Source organism: Cyclobacteriaceae bacterium (genome assembly GCA_025808415.1).
GTDB lineage: Bacteria > Bacteroidota > Bacteroidia > Cytophagales > Cyclobacteriaceae > UBA2336.
This window is the reverse complement of sequence record CP075525.1, coordinates 3,723,675-3,743,921: the sequence shown is the minus strand read 5'-3', so window position 1 is coordinate 3,743,921 and position 20,247 is coordinate 3,723,675. Positions and strand designations below refer to the sequence as shown.

Here is a 20,247-nt window from a genome sequence, read left to right as displayed (position 1 = left end):
GACTGTTGTTTGGTGGTGTCCTGGCGTGCGGGCTCCTGCTGCTGGAAAAAGTTTTCAGCGCATGCATGGGCGACAGGCTGCCCGGTAAGGAGCAGGGTGATCGCTACAGGTAGTACTAACACGAACGTTTTGAGCGTCACGCAGGCTTAGGCGTTTTTCAAAGCTTGTTTAACTAAATCTTCCAAAGTAAGTGTATTTCCCGACTTTTTAAGGACGGTATCCACACTTTTCTCCGCAGCACTTTTGGTAATCCCCAGGGTGATTAGTGCTGATAACGCTTCGCTTCGCAGGGTATTGTGCTTCATGCCCGGAATGCCCTGAATGGCTTCTTCCGAGAGGTCTTTTTTAAGTTTGTCTTTGAGGTCTATAATTACCCGCTGGGCAGTTTTTCCACCGATGCCCTTAATACGCTGTAGGGTTGTCAGGTCTTCCTGAACGATGGCTTTTTTGAGTTCATCCGATGACAGGTAGGAGAGCATGACAATGGCTGTACTTGGACCGATACCATTGACTGAGATTAGTTGCTGGAATAGTTTTTTCTCAGCCTCGGTACTGAAGCCATACAACAGGTGGGCATCTTCGCGGATGGCAAGGTGGGTGTGGATAAAAGTGTTTTCCTGCTCTTTAATGTCGGCAAAGGTTTGCAGGGAAATGGCGACATGATAGCCAACACCATTCACATCAACCACTACGTGTGTTGGATCTTTTTGAACAAGCCGGCCTTTAAGAAATGAAATCATGTCGATTTTAGAATGATGATTTACGATTTACGATTTACGATTTTTTATCCCCCAATCGTAAACCTAAATCGTAAATTTTATAGATGGTCATTTTGTTCATGAAGTTGTGCATCCACCACGGCAATGGCAGCCATGTTCACGATTTCACGAACCGAGCTTCCCAGTTGCAAAACATGAACAGGTTTTTTCATGCCTAACAATATTGGGCCGATGGCTTCAGCTCCACCAATTTCCATCAGCAGCTTATAGGCAATATTGCCGGCTGCCAGGTTAGGGAAGATGAGTGTGTTTGCACCACCGTCCACTAAATTGCTGAACGGATAATTTTCGCGTTGGATTTCAGTATTCAATGCAACATTGGCTTGTATGTCGCCATCGATAATCAGTTCAGGGTGTTTGAGTTTGGCAAGCCGCACGGCTTCGCGTGTTTTTTCAGGTACTTCACCACGCGATGATCCAAAGTTGGAGTAGGAGAGTACGGCAATGCGCGGCTCCATGTCAAAGAATTTTACCCCGCGGGCCGTTAAACTGATGATGTCAACTAACTCATGTGCATTTGGATTTAGGTTTACCGTAGTATCGGCAAAGAAAAACGTTCCGGTTTTGTTCATGATGATGTACATGCCGGCAACACGCTGTACGCCTTCGGCCATGCCAATAATCTGCAGCGAAGGCAAAATCGTTTTCGGATAATCTTTGGTAAGCCCTGAAACCAGGGCATCGGCTTCCCCAACCTCAACCATCATGGCGGCATAATAATTACGGTCGCGCATTAACTGTTGGCAATCGCGATAGGTAAGGCCTTTGCGTTGGCGTTTCTTATACAACACGGCTGCATACTCATCAACCTTTGCCGGCTCTCTGCGCGGGTAAATAATGGGGCAATCGAGTTCTAACTTATGTTCGTGTATCAGTCTTTCAATTTCATCTTTGTCACCCAACAATATCGGTTTGGCAATTTGCTGATCTTGCAGTTGTTGTGCTGCTTTCAAAATCTTTAAATGATGGGCCTCGGCAAATACTACGCGTTTGGGGTTTTGCTTTGCACGATCAATAATCCGCGACATTAGTTTTTGATCGATGCCGATACGGTTCAGCAGTTCCTGGTGGTAAGCACTAAAATCGGTAATTGGTTTTTTGGCCATGCCTGAATCCATGGCCGCTTTAGCTACGGCTGGTGAGATGGTGGTGATTAATCGGGGATCAAGAGGTTTGGGGATCAGGTATTCCCTTCCGAACGTAATTTTATCAGCACCATAGGCTTTCACTACAATATCGGGCACGGATTCTTTGGCCAGGTCAGCAATGGCATGAACGGCAGCAAGTTTCATCTCCTCGTTGATTTCGGTTGCCCGTACATCCAGTGCACCGCGGAAGATGTAAGGAAAGCCAAGCACGTTGTTCACTTGGTTAGGATGATCGGAACGGCCGGTTGCCATTATTAAATCGGGCCGGGTTTTTTTTGCCAGGTTGTAAGCAATTTCAGGGTTGGGATTGGCCAGCGCAAATACAATGGGATCTTTGGCCATGGATTTTATATCGGCTTCAGTAAGTATATCGGCTACCGAAAGCCCGATGAAGAAATCAGCACCTTTCAATGCCTCCGACAATGCGTTCAAGTTTCGTGTTGTGGCGAATTCTTTTTTAATGTCATCAAGTCCGGATCGATCGGACCTGATTACACCTTTGCTGTCGCACATGACAATATTTTCCTTTCTAACGCCCAGGCTCAGGTAAAGGCGGGTACAACTGACAGCGGCTGCGCCTGCACCGTTTACAACAACCTTAATCTCATCAATTTTTTTATTTACAATTTCCAACGCGTTGAGCAAGGCTGCACCCGATATAATTGCGGTGCCGTGCTGGTCATCGTGCATGATGGGGATGTTCATTTTTTCCCGCAGTTCGTGCTCAATCTTGAAGCACTCAGGGGCTTTAATGTCCTCCAGGTTTATGCCTCCGAATGTGGGCTCCAGGGCTTTCACAATCTGGATAAACTTGTCCGGGTCTTCTTCGTCAATTTCAATATCAAATACATCAATGCCGGCAAATTTTTTAAAGAGAACACCTTTACCTTCCATTACCGGCTTTGAAGCCTCAGGCCCAATGTTACCCAAGCCCAACACTGCTGTTCCGTTTGAAATTACGGCTACCAGGTTTCCTTTCGAGGTGTACTTGTACACATCTTCTTTGTTGGCCGCAATTTCTTTGCAGGGTTCTGCAACCCCGGGTGAATAGGCCAGTGCCAGGTCGAGTTGGGAGCTTAATACTTTTGTTGGAACAACTTCAATTTTGCCGGGCTGCCCTTGCATGTGATAATTGAGGGCATCTTGTTTTCTGATTTTCAACGACATTGGAAATGTATTAAGGAACCAAAGATAGTACTCTCCACTATCTCTAAAAATCGTTTATTCAAAGTGCAATCTGGTATGTGGTACCTTATATACCGTAAGGCTCAAGGATTATTTTTGCTAACCCCGGATTTAAATGTCCACAGGATAGCTTCTAACTCGCGAATGGTTTCGCGCTGGTCTTTACCCGGGCTGTAGCAAAATCCCTCTATGTAATAGAGGCGCTGTTGTTCATTGTCCACCAAGCCATAACTGATAAATGGCCCGCCCATCGAATTGTTATTGGTTTTCCACAGCCAGCGAAGTTCCATTGCAAACTTGTTATTGAAATTTACCTGGGTTGCCTTTAAAGGTTTAAAAGGCACGGAGGTTTCGGTTTTCACATAGCTCTCCGGGTTTTCCGGATCATCAAACAGGTATTTATGTGCAATTTCGTCTCGCCAGAGGATAAGACTATCGGGCAATAGTTGGTATTCGCTTTCATAAGGTTTCCAACTGATAAAGATATTTTTATCAACCCGGTTGTCCATCAGCCTAAGCCAAACGAAGTCATTTTGTTTATCGGCCACTTTAAAGCCAAAGGGAAGTTTAATTTCAAAGTCGAATTCTTTACGGAGCGCTTCAGTAATGCCTTTTGTTGTTGTGCTTTTTTCAAGCGCATTTAGTATGCGTTTTTTTTCAATGGTATTGAAATAATCCTGGATGCGATTTCCGTTTTGTTGTAATTTTTTGATCAGGTTCTCTTGGGTGTCGCTAAACAGGTACATTACCTCCTGGCCGCGCGAATATTCGTCTCGTGCGGTTACTAACCAAAATGAAGTGTCGGTACGTATCCGGTCAAGTGTTTCATCGGTGAAATTCTCCTTCATGATTTTTGAACCCGAAGTGGTTTGGTCAAGTGTAAAGACAAACACAAGGTTGCGGATTTGGGTAAGCAGGGTATAACCTTTTCTAGGATAAACATAAATCAAATCAAAGAGTGGTTCTTCTCGTGGCAGACCGGGAACTTCAGTTTTAAATATTTTCCGGAGTTCATGTCCCAATTCACCCTTCCATTGTACTGAGTCGAGTATGAGAATCATGTCTCCGGGTTTTCCGGTTGCGGCTGGTAAATTTTCTACCCTTGTTTTTTCAGATGTATTGCAAGACCATAAGCCTGCGGCCAGTAAACCAACCAAAAGTAATCTCATACCACAAGTTTAAGGCATAATGCAGAAATCGCTGCATTCGTCACGAAAAAAAATGCTGCTTAGCTTTGGTGGATTATCGTGAAATGATGAGGGTTTGGCCTGGCTGAATTTTGTTGTCGGTAAGGTTGTTCAGTTCTTTGATCTTTTCAATGGTCATTCCTTCGAATTGCCTGGAAATTCCCCACAATGTATCTCCGGCTTGTACTATGTAGGTCTGGGAAGCGGTTACCTGAACAGGCTGAACGGGCTTAGGTGTTGCGGTTGATGCCACGACCGGACTTTCGGCCGGTGGTTTTATCCATATGGTTAGCGGTTGGCCAATTTGAATAATATTGCTGCTCAGGTTATTCCAGCGCTTAATATCCTCAACACGTACTTTGTAACGCATGGCTATTGCACCCAGCACGTCACCGCTTTTAACGCGGTAAACGATACGGTCTTTACCATAGGTTGTTTCTTCGGTGTTGCGCGCCCAAACTTCCAGTTCGCGTTTTCCTACTTTTGATGCCGAGTCCAAAATGGCCAGCTTGTTTTCGTACAATGCTTCCTTGGCTATTACCGGTATTTTAATAATGTGAGGCTTTACGGCATCGGGAAGGGCATGGCGCAAAACGGAAGGATTTAGTTTTTGCAGGTCTTCGAGGCAAACACCGGTAAGGTTGGCAAATGTTTCGAGATGTAGGTGCTTATCAACAAGAAGCGTGTCGTAGTGCATAAGCATTTCATTTTCGCCATCAATAAAATTATGCTCTTCCAGGTAGTTCATGGTGTAAATCATGGCCACAAACTGCGGAACATACGAACGTGTTTCGCGTGGAAGGAAGGGATAGATTTCCCAGAACGATTTTTTATAACCCGACCTGCGGATAGCTTTCTTTACGTTACCGGGTCCTGCATTGTAAGCTGCCAGTGCAAGTTCCCAATCGTTAAACATACCATACAAATCGCGCAGGTAACGGCACGCTGCATCCGTAGATTTTTCAGGATCCATGCGCTCATCAATATAGCCATCGGCTTTTAAGTTGTAATGCCGGCCGGTGGCATACATAAACTGCCACAGCCCAACAGCACGGGCACGCGAAATGGCTTTGGGGTTTAACCCGGATTCAATTATGGAAAGATATTTTAACTCATCCGGTAACCCGTATTGGCTTAAATATCTTTCAAAAATGGGAAAGTAAATGTTCTTTCTCCGCATTACCATGCGGGTGTATTCACGGTCGCGTACAGTAAAATAGTTTATGAATGAATGAATGCGGTCGTTGTAATGGAGTGGAATGTTTTTTTCGATGCAACTTAACCGATCGCGTATAATGGAGGGCCTGTCGTTGCCCGGGATAAATTCAATGTCGGAACGTAAGGTATAGAAAGCAAAAGCTGTGGTGTCTTCCTTAAAAGCCATTTCTTCTTCCGCCAACGCTATTTCAAGGGAGTCGACAACAGGGTCGGTGCCTTGTGAAAAAGCGTATGAGAAAGTGGTTAGGGCAAATAAAAAAATAAATGCTCGGCTCATGTCAATTCAGTTTCATCAGGTAATCTGAAAACTGTAAAAGGCTTGCCTCCTCAAAATCATTGGCCAAAACCTGCAGTCCAATGGGCAATCCTTTATCATCTACCCCGCAAGGTACGGAAATACCCGGTACACCCGCAACATTGGCCAAAACAGAAAACAAATCGGCCAGGTACATTTCCAGGGGATCGGCAGTATGTTCGCCTAATTTAAAAGCAGTAGTTGGGGCAGTGGGCATTAGTATAAAGTCGTATGTCTTGAACGTTTCCTGCATCTTTGCCCGGATACGTTTACGTACTTTTTGTGCTTTGGTGTAGTACGCATCGTAATAGCTTGCACTCAGCACAAAAGTGCCCAATAAAATCCTGCGTTGCACTTCTTTACTGAAACCTTCCGAGCGCGATTTTTTATAGAGTGATTCTAAATCGGAAGTTGCAGTACTGCGGTGGCCATAACGAACACCATCAAAGCGTGAAAGATTTGAACTGGCCTCGGCTGTGGCAAGGATATAATATGTTGGCAAACTGTATTCCAGTAAGGGAAAATCCAGTATTTCAACTTCATGGCTATTTGTTTTCAGTTTTTCGAGCTGAAGGAGCAGGACGTTTTTTATTTCCGGTTGCAGCCCCGGGGATTCAAGCGTTTCGCGAAAGCAGGCAACCCGATACTTTCTTTCCGTGCGTTGAATAAGTTCGTGTGAATATTGAGGAACAGGTTTTTGTGAAACAGTGCTATCGTATTCATCCGGCCCGGCAATTACTTCCAGCACAAGCGCAACATCTTCAACGCTTGTTCCAAAAATCCCAACGCAGTCAAACGAAGAGGCGTAGGCAATCAACCCGTAGCGTGAAATCCGTGAGTATGTTGGCTTCAATCCAATAACTCCACAAAAGGCTGCTGGCTGTCGTACTGAACCGCCTGTGTCGGAGCCGATGGAGACCCTGCACATGCCTGCTTGTACGGCCACGGCTGATCCGCCCGATGAACCTCCGGGCACACGTGTGTTATCGGCATCGTTAAGCACGGGGCCAAAGGCAGAATTTTCATTGGAAGAGCCCATGGCAAATTCATCGCAGTTTTGTCGTCCAATAATAATGGCATCTTCATCCAGCAAACGTTGAATAGCCGTAGCGTTATATTGGGAAATAAAACCATCCAGGATTTTGCTGCCCGCTTGTAGCGGATGGTGTTGATAGGCGAGAACATCTTTAATGCCTACCACTAAACCGGCCAACCGTCCTGCAGTTCCCGATTTGATTTTATGATCAATAAAGGAGGCTTGTTTAAGCGCTTCTTCTTCGTACACGCTCAAAAATGCATTGAGGTGTTTTTTTTGATGAATGATGCTGAGGTGATGTTTGACTAAGTTCTCACAAGAGACGTTGCCGCGAGAGAGATCGTTCTGGATGTCGCGCAGTGTCGCGTAAGCTTTCAAGCCTTAGTCTTCAATTTTTTTAGGCACTTCCTTGCCTGCCTCATCCACTTCTTTCTTCACATCTTTTACGGCATCCTTGAACTCGCGGATCCCGCGGCCAACACCACGCGCAAACTCAGGGATTTTTTTCGCTCCAAAAAAGATTAAAACTGCAAGTGCAATGAGAACCCATTCCATCCCACCCGGCATTCCAAGCAAAAAAATCGAATTCATGTTTTTGTATTTATCGGGTAAAGATAGAGGTAAATCTGAATCCAAAAAAATGGTTAAAGGATGAGTGGAAACCCACAAAACACAACGAAAATCAATTTCTTAACCAGGTTTGCGGATCAAGGGCAGTGGTATTTTTGCGCAATTGGAAACGTAATTCAGAAACCCCATCGGCATTGGAAAGTACCTGGCCGATTTCCTGGTTGGTACTCACTTTCTGCCCTTTTTTTACATAAACCTCCTTTAAGCCTGAATAGACGGTAAAATATTCGCCATGACCTATAATAATGGCATACCCGATGATTTGGTAGAAGGATATAGAACGTACTTCTCCTTCAAAAATGCATTTCACCTTTTCATTCTCTTTTGTTTGGATGTTGATGCCGTCATTTTGGATAACAATGCCTTTTAACACCGGGTGATTTTGTTTTCCGAATTTTTGTGAAATAAAACCCGATGCCGGCCAGGGGAATTTGGCTTTATTTTCTTCGAATGAACTTGAAAGGGCCAGTGCTGCCGCATTGGCTGCAGTTTTGGATTCGCGTGCGGCACGCTCCATTTCTTCGCGAATAATTTCATTGATGCGTTTATCCAACACGGCCAAGGCTTTGCGGGTATCTTCCAAATCTTTCCTCAGGGTTTTTTCCTGCTTCTCCAGCGATTTCACCAGGTTGTTTTGTTTCACCTTCAGGTTAACCAGGCTGTTGTTTTCGGATATTTCCTGCTTTAACAGCTCACTTTTTTCTGCGCGCCTGGCTTCAATTTGCTTCACCTGAACACCCAATGTGGTTTGCACTTGTTGAATGGCCTCAACCTGTAGCTTTCGCCTCTCGGAATATTGACGCATGTACTGAAGTCGCATCATCAATTGATCGAATGAGGAAGCTGAAAATAAAAATGTAAGTCGCGTGGCGCTGTTGTTTGCTTTTTGTGCAGCAAACAACATAGCGGCATATTCTTCTTTTAATTTTTTTAAGTCCTCTTCTAGTGCCAGTATAAAGCCATTATTATCGGAAATGTCTTTGTCGAGTAAGCCAATTTCGGATTTGATGGATTGAATGAGGTTTTCCTGTATGCGGATGCGCTGGTTTAAGGCATTTAACTCGCCCAGCGAACTCTTTTTTTTGACAGCGGTTTCGTCAAGGATTTTTTCAACCTCTTTTATTTTTTCCAGGTTCTGTTGTTTTTCTTTTTGAAGCTGGGCTTTTGTTTTATTCTGCGCAACAGCACCCAGCACAAACAGAACAAATGCAACCGAGAGCAGGGCTTTCTTACCTACGGTCATATTTTTTGGGAATGTTGAATGGGAATTTTAATTCCTTATCTCCCACTTCAGCCTTACTGTATTCAAAAATAACGGAGGTATTCAATAGCCCGGCCGTGGTTTTGTACAAAAGAGAAATAGTGGCGTTGTAGGGAAATGTTTTTCCGGACACAGGTTGAAAGTTGCCGTAGTTCACCGTAAGGGAATTGTGCGTGTTGTTCTCGCGTAATTCAACTTTTTGGATTTTCATGGTGGTGGCGCTTATGTAATTCATAACGTCCACCGTGCCGGAAGATTGCTTCAATAAAAAGGTCAGGCTTTTTTGGTCTACCCCATCTTCTTCTTTTCGTGACATCAGCAGGTTGCCCAAAAATGCCGATTGAATCACTTTATAATTCACTTCAAAATTAAACCGTTTTGAAAGTTCAATGTAATCGAAAACGTAATATTCCTTGTCAACGTTGCTGATGACAGTAATAGAGTCTTTATTGATCAGTACGCGGCCTCCCTGCACTCCGATAACGGTAAAATTCATCCAGATTACACTGTCTTTTCTTACACGAATTACCGCTTTTACTTCACGTTCTTTGTTTCCGTCTTTGAGCACCATGCGTGCCTTGCCATGGAAATATTCAAAATCTATTTCTTCAATGGCCAATATTGATTTGGGATTTAAATCGCCTGTGGCTGGCGCTATTTTTTTACTGCAGGAAGCAAAGCCCAGAGTAATAATCGCACAACAAAGCCCGAGAAATTTATTCATATATTTTACGGTTGGCAATTTTCCTGTTTAAGGTTTCGCTGCTGGCATTGAGCATGCCTTTGGCTTTCTCCCACTGTTGTACGGCCTGGTCAACCTCTCCCAGTTGAAAAAGAATGTCGCCATAATGTTCAAAGTGGGTGGCATTGGCTTGGCCGGTAGCTATGGCGCGCTCAATAAATTTTCGGGCTTCCTTAAACTTTTGCCTGGTATACAAAACCCAGGCGTGGGTATCCAGAAAAGCTGCATTGTCGGGATTATTTTTGACCAACAGGGTTGACATTTTTTCTGCCTTGTCCAGTGAAGCTTTGCGCAACGCGAGGTAGTAGCTGTAATTGTTCAACACTATGTAGTTGTTAGGGTTGAAAGCCAAAGCCTCGTCATAGGCTTTATCTGACTTATCGTATTCTTTAGTAGCATTGTACGCATCGCCCAGCATGGAATTGATTTCGCTGGTCATGCCCGGGTTGTTTGTTGATAACCTTTTGCTTTGTTCCAGTGAGGTTATTGCTTCCTTGTACTTGCGCTTTCGAAGGTGTGCAAGTCCGTTAAAGTAATAAAGCATGCTTTGGTTTGGGTAATACTCCAGTGCTTTTTCCGAAGTGCTGATTACCGCATCAAAGTCTTCCATTTGTGTTTGCAGGTAAAGCAGGTTTTGCCATACTTCAAAATTCACTTCCCCCAGGGCTATGGCTTGCAGGTATTTTTGTTCCGCTTCTTTGTTTTTGCCTACAGAAAGATAAAGATCTCCTCCCAGTATAAATGTGTTCACTTCTTCCGGGTATTGTTTCTCTAATTTTTCCAGTAGTTCCAGCGCGAAGGTTTCTTTGTTCGTGTCGGTTGATCCTTTTGTTTTCGAGTTGTTCAACTCTGCGTTGTAGGTACCCAATACCATTAACTTGCTGTTGTAGTCCGTTTCGGGGTCATTAAAAATTTTTACCAGAAGTTCGCGTGCTTTTTTCTCCTCATTGGTATCGCGGTACAACCCGGCCAGCATTACCGAAGCCTGGGGTGCAGAAGTGTTCTCATCAATAAATTTTTCGAGTATCCGTAGGGCACGTGGAAGTTGGTTTTGCTGTGCCAGTAATTCGGCTAAGGCAACAACGTATTGTTCTTCATCCGGGTAAGCCCTGGATAATTTTTCGCCTTCTTCGATGGCTTCGTTTATCTTGTCTTGTTCCCAGTATATGCGCTGCTTTTGTGTTGATGATGTCTCGTTTATGCCAAAAAAGATTTCAGCCCGGTTGTACGTTCTTATGGCTTCGGCAGGTTTATTGGAATATTGATAGAGTATGGCAAGTTCGTAAAGATAGTCTTCGGTACCCGGTACTTCCTGAAGCATGGCTTCATAGAGTTGGGCCGCGCGTTCAAACCGTGATAAGTTTGAATAGATGCTTGCACCCAACAGGTAAAAGTATTTGTTTTTGCGCTCGTACTTTAGAGCCTGCTCAATACTTAGTGAGGCACGGATAAGATCATCCTGCTTGCTGCCCCGGGCCAGTACCTCCGCAACTTTGTAATGAATGGTTGCGTGGGTAGGGAGAATATCCAGCGCCTTTTGATAATACACCAGCGCTTTGGCAAAATCTTCTAGGATGAAGTACTTCTCGCCTTCGGTAAAATAAAATTCTGCCTCCCGCGATTTCAAACTGGCAGGAGTTGTATCATCGGCCTTCTTTTTCTTTTGCGCAACCACTAAAAGTGGCAGCAGCAACAGGATGACGAGGAAGCTATGTAGTGTCTTGGTTGTCAATGTTCTGGCAGAATAAATGAATGTCAAAAATAGGGAATTTTATCCAGTGGTGGTGTTTAATCATTTGGTGGTTGGCGAAGTATTTAACTGGGCAAATTCCGTGATAAGCTTCAACTGGCTTTCGCCTTAAATTTTTTAAATTCCACGACATAAATCATACCGGAGAAGGCAAGTACAATGGCAAGCTTTACAGAAAGTGCTGCCCATAGGTTGCTGAACTCAATCCCGTTAACCATATATATCAGTAATATGGTAACGGCCATATAGGTCAGGTCTTTTATTACCGGATAGGGAATTGGGTAATAGCGTTGCCCAATGGCATAACAAACAACAGCCATTAAAAAGTAAACAATTAACGTAACCCAACTGCTGCCCTCATAACCGGCCACCGGAATGAGGAAATAATTCAACACTATGGTAAGTATGGCACCGCCTATGGCAATCCAGGTGCTGTAATACGTTTTATCCGTTAATTTATACCAGATTGAAACGTTATAATAAATGCCCAGAAACAAATTGGCCAGTAACAAGATGGGTACCACATGCATTCCTTCACGATACTCAGGTCGCCTTAAAATATGTTCAAGCACATCAAGGTTGGTACTCACTGCCAATAAAATTATACACCCGAATAAGATGAAGCCATGCGAAACTTTACTGAACAACGCTTTCGAATTTTTTTCGGCTGCTTTGGAAAAAAAGAATGGTTCGGCAGCGTAACGGAAAGCCTGCACGGCTAACGTCATAAATACCGAGAACTTATAGACCGCGCCAAAAATGCCCAAGGCTTCAGCGCTGGTTTTGCCGGCATAAAAATTATCCGGCAACCAAAAGCGCAGCGCCAAGCGCGATAACATTTCGTTGGTTACCCATGCAAGTCCTGCAAACAGTATAGGATACGCATAAATGAGGAGAGGTTTTAGCTTTAACCAATCGAACGTGATTGTAAGCTTGCGCAACACATTCCATAAAAAGAAAACCAGCGCAGCATTTGCCAATAAATTGGAGAGAAAAACATAATCGACCCCAAGTGATGGATTATAAAAACTTTCGATGAAGGGTTTTAAAGATGCCCACGCATGACCTCGTAAAACGGCAGGGCAAACACTGAGGAAGAAAAGGTTAAAGCCGATGTTCAATCCGATATTACCAAGCTTGGCCAGGGCAAACTGTTTTGATTTTCCTTCCAGGCGGAGCTTGGCAAACGGAATGGCCATTACTGCATCGATGGCAAAAATGAGGGCAAACCAAATGATGAAGTTTTCTTTCCCGGGATAGTGCAGGTAATTAACGATGGGCGTGGCCAGTAAGATAAGAATGCCGGAAAGAACGATACTGGTAAATAGTATGGCAGTGGTAGCGTAATTGAAAACTGCTGGTTCGCCATCTTTATTCATGGTGGCAAAACGAAAGTAAGCAGTTTCGAGGCCGTAGGTATACAACACGTTGAAGAAGGCTGCATAGGCATACATTTCGGTAACCACACCGTATTCGCCACTGGCAAAAACGTGGGTGTAATAAGGAACCAATAAATAATTGAGCAAGCGCCCCAGTATGCTGCTTGCCCCGTAGATTACTGTATCGCCAGCCAGTTTTTTAAGTGTGCCCATCGAGTTCCTAAATGATTTTAAATGTAAACTGAAAATTAGTTTTATCAGGATGTTTGTAGCAGTAATTTAAATGTAATTAAGGTTCTCAGGTTATAACTCTCAAATCAGGAACCTCTGATAGCAATTTGGGATCATCACAACCTAGTGCAAAAAGCTTAACTGTAATTTAATTGGCTGTTGCAGGATGTTTATTTCCTGATTGTTCTTTAGCATTCGGAATTCTTAAAATAATCTTTGGTGCAGGTTCAGCGGCACTGTTTTGGTCTACGGTGGGGGTCTCAACAGGCCAAGCATGAAACTGACTATAAAATTCTTCCGTCCACTGAACAAAATTTTTTGGCTTCCACTTTTAATCCTTGCACAGGTTTCTTTCGGCCAGAACTACACCTCAACAAACAGCGGGCCCTGGACAACCGCAGCCAACTGGAACAATACCTCGGGCTGGGGCGGGGCAACACCCCCGCTTACATACACCTCTGGCACAATTAACGTTAACCATAACATGACCCTGGCCAGTGCGGCTTCATTTGGTGGTACAGGATTTAATGTTGCCTCAGGGGCAAGCATTACTACAAGTGCAAACTTTACTTTTTCTAACGGAACGGCCAATGTGAACGGTAATATTAGTGTTTCAGGTAATTTCACCGTATCGAACGGAACAACCAACATCTATGGCACGGTAAGCACCACCGGAAATTTTGCCGTGAGCGGAGGCGCCACGGTAAATGTTTACGGAACGCTGATTATTGCCGGCAATGCCAGCCTTAATGCGAATCTCCGGGTTCATCCTGGGGGTAAAGTAATTGTTGAGGGAAGCGTAACGGTAGTCAGTTCAACCTATCTGACTATCGGTACAGCTGTGGCTCCTCCACCATATGCCGATATGATTATCCACCAAAACCTGGTGCAGCAAAGCAGTGGTGATGTAACCATTAACCGCAATGGGCGTCTGGCTGTTTTCGGCAACGTGACCGACAGTGGAGGAGGAGGAACCTTTATACAGGTTAACAATGGCGGCCAGGCCTATGTGCATGGCAACATTACCTATTCGGGAGGCGGAAGCTCCATTCAAAATAATAATACTACAAATCCTTATGGCTTGTATGTAAACGGAACGGCAACCTCATCGGGAGGTGGTGGCTCTGTAACCGCAAACATGGGCGACCAGCAAACCATGAAAAACACCAATCCCGATTTTTTTACGTGGGTGGCCTCGCAACCCAACAGTCCAATGCCGGTAACCTTACTTTATTTTCAAATTGAAAAGATTGATAAGGGAAGTGTTCAGCTTGCGTGGGCTACTACAATGGAGCAGGACTTTAACTACTTTGAAATTGAGCGCTCAACCAACGGTATGGATTTTATTTCGATAGGGAAAATGGCCGGTGCAGGTTACAACACCGAAACAATACAGCCCTACGGATTTACCGATTCAAACCCGGTTATGGGTTCAAATTACTATCGATTAAAAGCTGTCGACCTGGATGGATCATTTGAATACTTCAACATCGTTTTTGCCCAAATTAAAACCGACAAGCAACTTAGCATCTATCCGAATCCTTCAGACGGGGACAGGGTAGTAATACAACTTAACTTTGAACCCTTGCAGATTGCAAAAATACAGGTAAGCGACTTGACCGGTGCTGTTGTTGCCGAGGCAATGGTTACGGGTATGGAGGTTGAATTTGAGTTTTCAAATCAATTAAAGCCCGGGATTTACATGGTCTCTTATTATTCGCTAGGCTTTAAGCATACCGAACGCATGCTGGTTCGGAATTAATTGATCAGGTAATTTGAATTAAGCTTCCTGTGCGAGAAGCTCCGGTAGTTTTGTTAAAATCTCTGCTGTCATTTCCGGTAACCCGAATTGATGTTTCCAACCCCAGTCTCTCCTGGCAGATGAATCGTCAATAGATTGCGGCCAGCTTTCAGCAATGCCTTGCCTGAAATCGGGGTTATAGGTTATGGTAAAGTCAGGAATATGCCTTTTAATTTCGGCTGCAATTTCTTTGGGCGAAAAACTCATGGCCGAAATGTTGTAGCTGGAACGTACTTTTATTTTTTCGGCAGGAGCCTCCATTAAATCCAGGGTTGCTTTCACCGCATCGTCCATGTACATCATGGGCAGGTACGTATCTTCTTTCAGGAAGCATTCAAATTTTTTGTCCGTTAATGCTTTGAAAAAAATATCCACGGCATAATCGGTTGTACCGCCACCGGGTTTTGTTTTGTAGCCGATCAGCCCAGGGTAGCGTAAACTACGCACGTCTACACCTTTGTTTCTAAAATACCAATCGCACCAGCGCTCACCGGCTTGCTTACTAATACCATATATCGTTGTAGGATCCATTACGGTATCCTGGGGTGTATTTTGTTTGGGTGTGGTGGGGCCAAAGGCCGCAATGGAACTGGGCCAATACACCCGGTCAAGGTTAAATTCTACGGCAGCATCAAGTACATGCACTAACCCGTCCATGTTCAGGTGCCACGCAAACTTTGGGTTCTTTTCGCCCGTGGCGGAAAGCACTGCTGCCAAATGATATACCTGTGTGATTTCATTTTTTTTGATGAAGTCAAACAACGGTTTTTGCTTCAATACATCTAATATTTCAAAATTGCCTTGCGTAAGTATCCCCTGTGGATCTTTTATGTCCGTGGCAATTACATTTTCTTTTCCGTACAAAGCCCATAGCCCCTGGGTAAGTTCAGAACCTAACTGACCACCTGCGCCTATAACTAATATTTTGTGCTTCTTCATGGTATTGATTGGGGCCGAAAGTTACTGAATTTTGGTTTTTTCCTATCGGTTGTTAGGATCAGTTTTCAAGGAAGCGATTAACTTTGCGGCCTCACCATTCCTGTCGGGTTGAGCCTGTAAAAACCTGACACATTAAAACAAACGTCAGCCTTTTGCAGGCTCAGGCTGGCAGTAAGATTTAGCTATGTACAAGAAACTAAAACCTGTATTAGAAAAAGAACTGGCCTCCATTAAAGAAGCCGGATTGTTCAAGAAAGAACGCATTATTATTTCCCCGCAAGGGGCTGCTATAAAAATTGAAGCCATTGGGCAGGGTAGTAAGGAAGTGGTAAACTTCTGTGCCAACAATTACCTGGGCCTTTCATCGCATCCACGCGTCATTGAAGCAGCCAAGCGGGCTATTGATACGCACGGTTTCGGCATGTCATCGGTAAGGTTTATTTGTGGTACGCAGGATATTCACAAAGAATTGGAACGAAAAATTTCGGAGTTCCTTCACATGGAAGATACCATTTTATACGCTGCGGCTTTTGATGCCAACGGTGGTGTGTTTGAGCCGTTGCTGGGCGCTGAAGATGCCATCATCTCCGATGAATTGAACCACGCTTCAATTATTGATGGTGTTCGCTTATGCAAAGCCATGCGGTATCGGTACAGGCATAACGATATGGCCGATCTTGAAAAGCAACTTCAGGATGCAAAAGCTGCAGGTGCAAAACAAATTATGATTGTTACCGATGGTGCATTTTCAATGGATGGCACAATTGCCCAACTCGATAAAATTTGCGACCTGGCCGATAATTACGAAGCCTTGGTAATGACGGACGAATGTCATTCAACCGGGTTTCTTGGAAAAACCGGCAGGGGTGTTCCGGAATACCGAGGTGTGATGGATCGGGTAGATATCATTACCGGAACCTTGGGCAAAGCACTGGGTGGGGCATCGGGCGGTTTCACCTCCGGCAAAAAGGAGATAATAGAATTGCTTCGCCAGCGGTCGCGCCCGTATTTGTTTTCAAACACATTGGCTCCCTCCATTGTTGGTGCATCCATTGAAGTTTTTAACATGCTGTCAGAAACCACAGCATTACGCGATAAGCTTGAACAAAACACAAAGTATTTCCGCACCGAAATGACAAAAGCCGGTTTTGATATCAAGCCGGGCGAACATCCTATCGTACCAATCATGCTGTACGAAGCACCCCTGGCCCAAAAGTTTGCCGAAAAATTATTGGACAAGGGTATTTATGTCATTGGCTTTTTCTTCCCGGTGGTGCCTAAAGGTAAGGCACGCATACGGGTTCAGCTTTCTGCGGCACATGAAAAGCATCACCTCGATAAAGCTATTGCTGCGTTTACCGAAGTAGGCAGGGAGTTGGGTGTTTTGAAATAACCGATAACCTAAAATAGTTTTTCCCGCCCATCAAAGTTCATGGTTTAGGTTAGTGAAAGTGCTTATCTTGAAAAGCCCAAAACCTAAACCATGAAAAACCTATTTGCACTTATCCCATTAACCATTTTGTTTTTTTCTGTGGAGGCGCAACGTGCTAAACCACAACCCACGGCTCCTGCACCTGCCGTAGAATATAACGAATACTTCAAACCCATGAAGTGGCGAAGCATTGGCCCGTTTCGGGGAGGGCGCTCCAATGCAGTAAGCGGTGTTATTGGCGACCCTACAACTTATTATATGGGCACTACCGGTGGGGGAGTTTGGAAAACCGATGATGCGGGAACTACCTGGAAAAATATTTCCGATGGTTTTATGAAAACAGGATCGGTAGGCGCCATTGCTGTTTCTGAAAGTGAACCAAATATTATTTACGTGGGCATGGGCGAACACGCCATACGTGGTGTAATGACACACCATGGCGATGGACTGTACAAATCACATGATGCCGGCAAGACATGGATTAAGCTTGGCCTGGATGCAACCCAACATATCGCCCGCGTGATTATCCACCCTAAAAACCCGGATATTGTTTGGGTAGCCGCACAAGGCGCACTGTACAGTAAGTCGACTGAGCGGGGCATTTATAAAACAAACGATGGGGGTAAATCATGGAAGAAGGTTTTTTATGTAGATGACAAAACCGGTTGTGCCGAACTTTCGATTGATTATAATAATCCGCAGGTGCTCTATGCCGCCATGTGGGAACATGGCCGGTTACCCTGGAAGGTGATTAGCGGTGGGCCCGGAAGCGGCCTTTATAAATCTGTTGATGGAGGCGAAAATTGGACAAAAATCCATGAGGGCCTCCCGAAAGAATTAGGTAAAATGGCCATTGCGGTCAGCCGCTCGAACTCCGAAAAAGTTTATGCGCTCATTGAAAGTGATTCCGATAAAGAACTGGGCGGACTATTTGTTTCTGACAATGCAGGTAAAAACTGGAAACGCGTTAGCAACGATCACCGGTTGGTGCAGCGTGCCTGGTATTACATTGAATTATTCATTGATCCCAAGGATGAACTTACTGTATATGTATTAAGCGCGCCATCACTTCGATCGTTGGATGGTGGGGTAACCTGGGAAGATCTGCCCGGTGTGCATGGCGATTATCACGATTTGTGGATCAATCCGCACAACCCGAAAAACATGGTAATGGCAGATGATGGCGGTGCAACGGTTACTTTCAACTATGCAAAAACATGGTCGTTTCAAAGTACCATGCCAACGGCACAACTTTACCGGATCAATGCAGACAATCAATTCCCATATCATATTTATGCAGGCCAGCAGGATAATACCTCGGTGGTGATTGCAAGCCGCGAGTTGGGCAGCAGTGGTATTACACGCGAAAGCTGGACAGCCTCTGCCGGTGGTGAAAGTGCCTTTCTGGCATTCAATCCGGACGACCCCCGGTATGTTTTAGGGGGTAGTTATTTAGGCACCATTGAAGTGCTCGACACAAAAGCAAAGGCAGGGACCAACATCATGGCCGCACCCATACAATACCTGGGGCGCGATGCAAAAGATATGAAGTATCGTTTCAACTGGAATGCCCCCATCATCTGGTCGAAGCATGAGCCGAATGCTTTTTACCACGGTGCACAAGTGTTGTTGAAAACGACTGATATGGGAAAAACCTGGGAAGAAGTTTCTCCGGACTTAACCCGAAATGAAAAAGATAAGCAAGGCAAAATGGGAGGGCCATACACCAATGAAGCCGTAGGAGCTGAAAACTATGGTACGTTAAGTTATGTCATGGAATCACCCCACGAAAAGGGAGTCATCTGGACGGGCAGCGATGACGGATTGGTCCACCTTACACGTGATGGTGGCGCAACCTGGAAAAATGTAACCCCTATTGGATTAAAGGAATGCCTGATCAACGCGATAGATGTTTCCCCACACGACCCTGCCACAGCTTACATCGCCACAACACGCTACAAGTTTAACGATCATGCACCGGGGCTTTATAAAACTACCGATTATGGTAAAACATGGACGAACATTTCGAAAGGAATTCCTACTAATGCGTTCACCCGTGTAGTGCGCGAAGACGATACGCGTAAAGGGTTACTTTTTGCCGGTACAGAGTTGGGCATTTTTATTTCCTGGAATGGTGGAAGTGATTGGCATCTGTTTCAACTCAACCTGCCGGTTACACCCATTACCGATTTGAAAGTACATCAGGGCAACCTGATTGCTTCAACCTCGGGAAGATCATTTTGGATACTGGATGATCTTAGTTTGTTGCGTCAGTTTAAAGCCGAAACAAATTCATTCACCTTGTTTAAACCGGCCGATGCTTTCCTGGTAAATGGATCAAGCCCGTTGGATAGTATTGATCCTGAATTTAACGGTGCCCATCCGTATATGGGTGTTAACCCTGCCACAGGTGTTGTATTGTACTACAACCTGCCTGAATTAAAAGAGCACGATCACATCACATTGGAGATTAAGGATGCGCAAGGAAACCTTGTTCGAAGCTATACTTCGGTTAAAGACTCGACTTTTGTACGCTATGATGGTGGCCCTTCAGCCGATCCTGTAATGACAAAGTCAAAAGGCCTTAACCGGTTTGTTTGGAATATGCGATATCCCACCATGCCTGGCGTTCCGGGAGTATATATTGAAAGCAGTTACCGCGGTCATAAAGCCATACCAGGAAAATATTCAGCAACACTTAAATCAGGAGGCCTGACCGCATCAGTTGAGTTTCAAATCCTTCCAAATCCATTGTACCCTACCGATGCGGCAACCTACCAGGAGTATCATGCAGTAATGCGTAAAATGGAGCAAGAGGTATTTACTATGCACAACCTGGTAAATACGCTTTATGAAAAGCAATTGCAGTTAGATCAGCTTATCGCAACACTTCCAGTTGGTGCGGAATTCAACGACTTAAAAAAGGATGGTAAAATATTGATCGACAGATTAAAAGCCTGGGATGAAGACATGGTGCAGCGTAAATCAAAGGCTTATGATGATGTGGAGAACTTTCCGAATAAGTTTACTGCGAATTATATGTTCCTGATCAATCAAACAGAAAGCGACATTCCAAGGGTCAATAAACCTTCGCTTGATCGATTGGGAGAACTGACCCTCGAATGGAGTGGATTACATAATCGGGCGAAGGAATTTTTGGAAAAGGATATACCGGCCATGAACAAAAAACTTGGGATGCCGGGGTGGGGGCAATCTGGAAAAAATAATTTTTGG

At 44.6% G+C, this 20,247-nt stretch carries 13 protein-coding genes and 1 pseudogene; 3 read left to right on the top strand and 11 right to left on the bottom strand.

Going from position 1 to position 20,247, the window contains the following annotated elements:
• Positions 1 to 146 precede the first annotated feature (146 nt).
• The 10 genes from ruvA to KIT51_16540 form a co-directional block, all read right to left on the bottom strand.
• The gene (gene ruvA, locus KIT51_16585; protein UYN86458.1) at positions 147 to 740 is read right to left on the bottom strand and encodes a Holliday junction branch migration protein RuvA; all 594 of its coding nucleotides are present in this window, start codon (positions 738 to 740) and stop codon (positions 147 to 149) included.
• A 77-nt stretch (positions 741 to 817) separates the two neighbouring features.
• Positions 818 to 3,094, bottom strand: coding sequence for an NADP-dependent malic enzyme (locus KIT51_16580; GenBank protein UYN86457.1), 2,277 nt, complete (start codon positions 3,092 to 3,094; stop codon positions 818 to 820).
• Positions 3,095 to 3,195: 101 nt separating this feature from the next.
• Positions 3,196 to 4,281 carry a DUF4837 family protein gene (locus KIT51_16575; GenBank protein UYN86456.1) on the bottom strand — a complete coding sequence of 362 codons (1,086 nt, stop codon included), beginning with the start codon at positions 4,279 to 4,281 and terminating at the stop codon, positions 3,196 to 3,198.
• A gap of 73 nt (positions 4,282 to 4,354) precedes the next feature.
• Entirely contained in the window at positions 4,355 to 5,794 is a 1,440-nt protein-coding gene (locus KIT51_16570; protein UYN86455.1) for a LysM peptidoglycan-binding domain-containing protein, read from the bottom strand.
• Position 5,795: 1 nt separating this feature from the next.
• Positions 5,796 to 7,226 carry an Asp-tRNA(Asn)/Glu-tRNA(Gln) amidotransferase subunit GatA gene (gene gatA, locus KIT51_16565; GenBank protein ID UYN86454.1) on the bottom strand — a complete coding sequence of 477 codons (1,431 nt, stop codon included), beginning with the start codon at positions 7,224 to 7,226 and terminating at the stop codon, positions 5,796 to 5,798.
• Positions 7,227 to 7,229: 3 nt separating this feature from the next.
• Positions 7,230 to 7,439: a twin-arginine translocase TatA/TatE family subunit gene (locus KIT51_16560; GenBank protein ID UYN88615.1), complete on the bottom strand. Its 210-nt coding sequence runs from the start codon at positions 7,437 to 7,439 to the stop codon at positions 7,230 to 7,232.
• 91 nt (positions 7,440 to 7,530) lie between these two features.
• The gene (locus tag KIT51_16555; protein UYN86453.1) at positions 7,531 to 8,721 is read right to left on the bottom strand and encodes a peptidoglycan DD-metalloendopeptidase family protein; all 1,191 of its coding nucleotides are present in this window, start codon (positions 8,719 to 8,721) and stop codon (positions 7,531 to 7,533) included.
• Entirely contained in the window at positions 8,708 to 9,463 is a 756-nt protein-coding gene (locus KIT51_16550; protein UYN86452.1) for a DUF4292 domain-containing protein, read from the bottom strand. Before KIT51_16550 ends, KIT51_16555 begins: the two co-directional genes overlap by 14 nt.
• Positions 9,456 to 11,213 carry a tetratricopeptide repeat protein gene (locus tag KIT51_16545; protein UYN86451.1) on the bottom strand — a complete coding sequence of 586 codons (1,758 nt, stop codon included), beginning with the start codon at positions 11,211 to 11,213 and terminating at the stop codon, positions 9,456 to 9,458. Before KIT51_16545 ends, KIT51_16550 begins: the two co-directional genes overlap by 8 nt.
• Positions 11,214 to 11,323: 110 nt before the next feature.
• A complete protein-coding gene (locus tag KIT51_16540) occupies positions 11,324 to 12,823 on the bottom strand; it encodes a polysaccharide biosynthesis C-terminal domain-containing protein (GenBank protein UYN86450.1) in 1,500 nt (499 codons plus the stop codon).
• Between the two features lie 292 nt (positions 12,824 to 13,115).
• Here KIT51_16540 and KIT51_16535 point away from each other — a divergent pair, with 292 nt between their 5' ends.
• Positions 13,116 to 14,603 carry a T9SS type A sorting domain-containing protein gene (locus KIT51_16535; protein ID UYN86449.1) on the top strand — a complete coding sequence of 496 codons (1,488 nt, stop codon included), beginning with the start codon at positions 13,116 to 13,118 and terminating at the stop codon, positions 14,601 to 14,603.
• 18 nt (positions 14,604 to 14,621) lie between these two features.
• On the opposite strand, the gene KIT51_16530 is transcribed toward KIT51_16535, so the two are convergent.
• Positions 14,622 to 15,581 (bottom strand): NAD-dependent epimerase/dehydratase family protein, encoded by a 960-nt coding sequence (locus tag KIT51_16530; GenBank protein ID UYN86448.1) that lies wholly within the window; start codon positions 15,579 to 15,581, stop codon positions 14,622 to 14,624.
• Between the two features lie 184 nt (positions 15,582 to 15,765).
• Between KIT51_16530 and kbl the strand changes: the two genes are divergently transcribed.
• Positions 15,766 to 16,974: a glycine C-acetyltransferase gene (gene kbl, locus KIT51_16525; protein ID UYN86447.1), complete on the top strand. Its 1,209-nt coding sequence runs from the start codon at positions 15,766 to 15,768 to the stop codon at positions 16,972 to 16,974.
• 90 nt (positions 16,975 to 17,064) lie between these two features.
• Positions 17,065 to 20,240: pseudogene (locus tag KIT51_16520) on the top strand (glycosyl hydrolase).
• Positions 20,241 to 20,247 lie beyond the last annotated feature (7 nt).